This is a genomic window from Streptomyces sp. SID5785, assembly GCF_009870065.1.
Taxonomy (GTDB): Bacteria; Actinomycetota; Actinomycetes; order Streptomycetales; family Streptomycetaceae; genus Streptomyces.
Genome location: NZ_WWIA01000964.1, coordinates 1 through 3,279 on the forward strand (window position 1 = coordinate 1; position 3,279 = coordinate 3,279).

Consider the following 3,279-nt stretch of genomic DNA (forward strand, 5'->3'; position numbering starts at 1 on the left):
GAAGGCTGCGCGCAGCGCATGCCTTCAGGGGCGCGGGGCGCGACCAGCCTGCCGGCGACCGGGCGGGGCTACTCCAGAGGCGACTTCATGCCCGGCTGGTAGTCGCCCGCCGGCTGGCGCGTCATCACGTTCAGGCGGTTGAACGCGTTGATCCCGGCGATGAGACAGACCAGCACCCCGAGCTGGTCCTCGTCGTAGTGCTTGGCGGCCCGGGCCCACACCTCGTCGGACACCCCGCCGGCGGCGTCCGCGAGCCGGGTCCCCTCCTCCGCGAGCTCCAGCGCCGCGCGCTCCGCCTCGGTGAAGACCGTCGCCTCGCGCCACGCGGCGACGAGGCTCAGCCGCACCGCGGTCTCCCCCGCGGCGACGGCCTCCTTGACGTGCATGTCGAGACAGCCCGAGCAGCCGTTGATCTGGCTGGCCCGGATCTTCACCAGTTCCTGGACCGCGCCGGGCAGCGCCGATCCGGCCAGCGGCTGGTGCGCGGCGACGAGCCGCTTGAGGAATCCGACGGCGGCGTCGCTGCCGAACAGGTTCAGACGGGGTTCCATGGTCATGGCATGCTCCCTGCGTGGATCCGTGGTCCTTGGGTGGCGTTCACCGATGAGACGGATCGCGGGGGTCCCGCTGTGACATGCCGGGGTGTGAGCTACGCCTCGTACGCCTCGATGAGCTCACGCGAGCGCTTCACGTCGCTCGCGATCGCCTCGACGAGCTGCTCGAGCGAGTCGAACCTGGACATGCCGCGCACGAACGCGAGGAAGTCGACGGCGACGTGCAGCCCGTACAGGTCGAGGCCCTCACGGTCGATGGCGTACGCCTCGACGGTCCGCTCGACGGCGTCGAACTGCGGGTTCGTGCCGACCGAGATCGCCGCGGGCATCGCCTCGCCGTCGACGTGCAGCCATCCGGCGTAGACGCCGTCGGCGGGGATCGCGGTGTGCGGCAGCGTCTCGACGTTGGCCGTGGGGAAGCCGAGCTCGCGGCCGCGCTGCGCGCCGCGCACGACGACGCCCTCGACGCGGTGCGGGCGGCCCAGGATCTCCCGGGCGCCCTCGACGTCGCCCTCGGCGACGAGGCGCCGGGTGAGCGTCGAGGAGAACGGCTGCCCGCCGCCGGCCGAGCCGCTCACGTACAGGTCGATGATCTCGACCTCGAAGTCGTAGGTGCGGCCCTGCTCGGCGAGGAAGGCCACGTCACCGGCGGCCTTGTGGCCGAAGCGGAAGTTGGGGCCCTCCACGACGACGCGCGCGTGCAGCCGGTCGACGAGGACCTTCGCCACGAAGTCGGCGGGCGACAGCTTCGAGAACTCGGTGGTGAACGGCAGGATCAGGACCGCGTCGACCCCCAGGTCGGCCATCAGCTCGGCCCTGCGGTGGTGCGGGGCCAGCAGCGGCGGGTGCGAACCCGGGCGCACGACCTCGCTGGGGTGCGGGTCGAAGGTGACGACGACGGCCGGAACGCCCAGCTCACGGGCGCGCTCCACGGCGCGGCCGATGATCAACTGGTGTCCGCGGTGCACCCCGTCGTAGGAACCGATGGTGACGACGCTGCGCCCCCAGTCCTGGGGGATGTCCTCCAAGCCACGCCAGCGCTGCACGGTGATTGCTCCTCGCAAACCTGTGTACGACGGTTCCGTCTCTGCCTTCGCGTCTCCTACCGAACACGCAGGTCTAAGAGTGCCATGTCGCACGGCCGCGCCTCTCATCGGGCGGTCGTCCGGGCTCAGACGGGCACCGCGGCGCCGGCGACGCTCTCGACGGTGCGACGGGTGCTCGGGCCGACCAGGGCCGCCCAGTCGTCCGGCTCCGCGGCCAGCCAGCGGGCCGTGAGCGCGGCGAAGCCCGGGACCGCCCCGGCCAGCTCCACGAGCCCGCGGTCGAAGCGGGCGGCGCCCTGCGGGGTGCGGACGAGCAGGGTGCCGGTGCGGTGCACGAGGTCCCGGGTACGGGCCTGGCCGCGCCGCACGGCGCCCCGTGCGGCCGCGTCGAGCACGGCCGCGAGGACGTCCGGGTCGCGCTCCTGGCCGAGCAGGACGTCGAGCAGCTCGCCGCGCAGCCCGCGCGAGGCGGCGGTGCCGGGCGCGGCGAGCACGGGCGCGAGCGCGGCCCGGACGGCGGTCGACGGGGCGCGCAGCAGCTCCAGGGCGAGCGGCAGCAGGACCGAGCGCCCGGTGGGGCCGCGCTCCAGACAGCGGTCCACGAACGCGGCAGCGTGCCGGGCGGCGCCCTCGGGCCGGTCGGCGGTGACCTCCCCGACGAGGGCGGCGGCCCGCCGGGCCAGCGCGGGGGTCGTCACGTCGGCGAGCGTGCGCACGATGTCGCCCGCACCCGGCCCGAGTTCACCCAGCCGGGTGCGGAACGCCGCGAGGACCGGATCCGGGTCGCTCTCCAGGGCCGCGGCGAGCGCGGACGCGGGCAGCTGCGGGTCACCGGTCGCGAACCGCCGCAGGGCGCGGTCCAGGTACGCGGGCCGGGAGCGGGGGTCGCGGACGAGCAGGGCGAGCGCGGCGCCGTGCAGCCGGTCGCCGCCGGGCCGGGCCAGCAGGGCGAGGGCCGCGTACCGGAGCAGCCCGTGGTCGGCGTCGCCACGCGCCCGGGACTGGACCCGCAGCCCGTACGCGAGCGCCGCGACGTGCCGGTCGGTGCGCTCGTCGTGGGCCCAGCGGTCGACGGCGCGGCACAGCGCGGACGGCTCCTCGTCGGCCAGGACCGTGAGCAGCTCGTCGGCGCGCGGGTGCGGGCAGTCGACGAGGGCCTCGGTGAGGTCGTCGACGGCGCGGTGGCGATGGGTGTGCAGGAGCGCCTGGGCGGCCGTCGCGACCGTGGCGTCGGGCAGGGCGGGCAGGGCGCGCTCGTCGTCGAACCACGCGGTGAGCTGCCGCTGGGCCCCGGCGGGGTCGGCCGCGAGCAGTTCGGCGACGGTGTCGAGGTAGCGGTGGCCGTCGCCGGGTGAAGGATCGTGCACGACGAGGCGGCGCAGCAGCGCGAACCGGTCGTGCGCGCCGACGCGCAGCGCGGTCCAGAACCAGGGCCCGTACGCCCCGCGGTCGGCCAGCGTCTCCAGGACGGGCAGGTACGGCGCGGCGTCCCGGACCCGCAGCAGCACCTGCCCGACCAGATGCTCGCCCCACCATCGCGCCTCCTCGTCCCCGGACGCCTCCGTCCCGGCAGGCACCCCGGCTCCGTCAGCGGCTCCTGCTCCGGCAGCGGCTCTTGCTCCGGCAGCGGCTCTTGCTCCTGCTCCAGCTCCGGCTCCGGCTCCGGCTCCGGCTCCGGC

The 3,279-nt window shown here is 75.3% G+C and carries 3 protein-coding genes; all 3 read right to left on the reverse strand.

Features of this window, described 5'->3' with window-relative positions:
• Positions 1-68: 68 nt before the first annotated feature.
• The 3 genes from GTW43_RS31520 to GTW43_RS31530 all read right to left on the reverse strand — a co-directional run bounded on the left by GTW43_RS31520 (position 69) and on the right by GTW43_RS31530 (position 3,177).
• The gene (locus GTW43_RS31520) at positions 69-551 is read right to left on the reverse strand and encodes a carboxymuconolactone decarboxylase family protein (RefSeq protein WP_161305397.1); all 483 of its coding nucleotides are present in this window, start codon (positions 549-551) and stop codon (positions 69-71) included.
• 98 nt (positions 552-649) lie between these two features.
• Entirely contained in the window at positions 650-1,600 is a 951-nt protein-coding gene (locus tag GTW43_RS31525) for a bifunctional riboflavin kinase/FAD synthetase (protein WP_161305395.1), read from the reverse strand.
• 125 nt (positions 1,601-1,725) lie between these two features.
• Positions 1,726-3,177, reverse strand: a complete 1,452-nt coding sequence (locus GTW43_RS31530) for a hypothetical protein (RefSeq protein ID WP_161305396.1) — start codon at positions 3,175-3,177, stop codon at positions 1,726-1,728.
• Between the last annotated feature and the right edge of the window lie 102 nt (positions 3,178-3,279).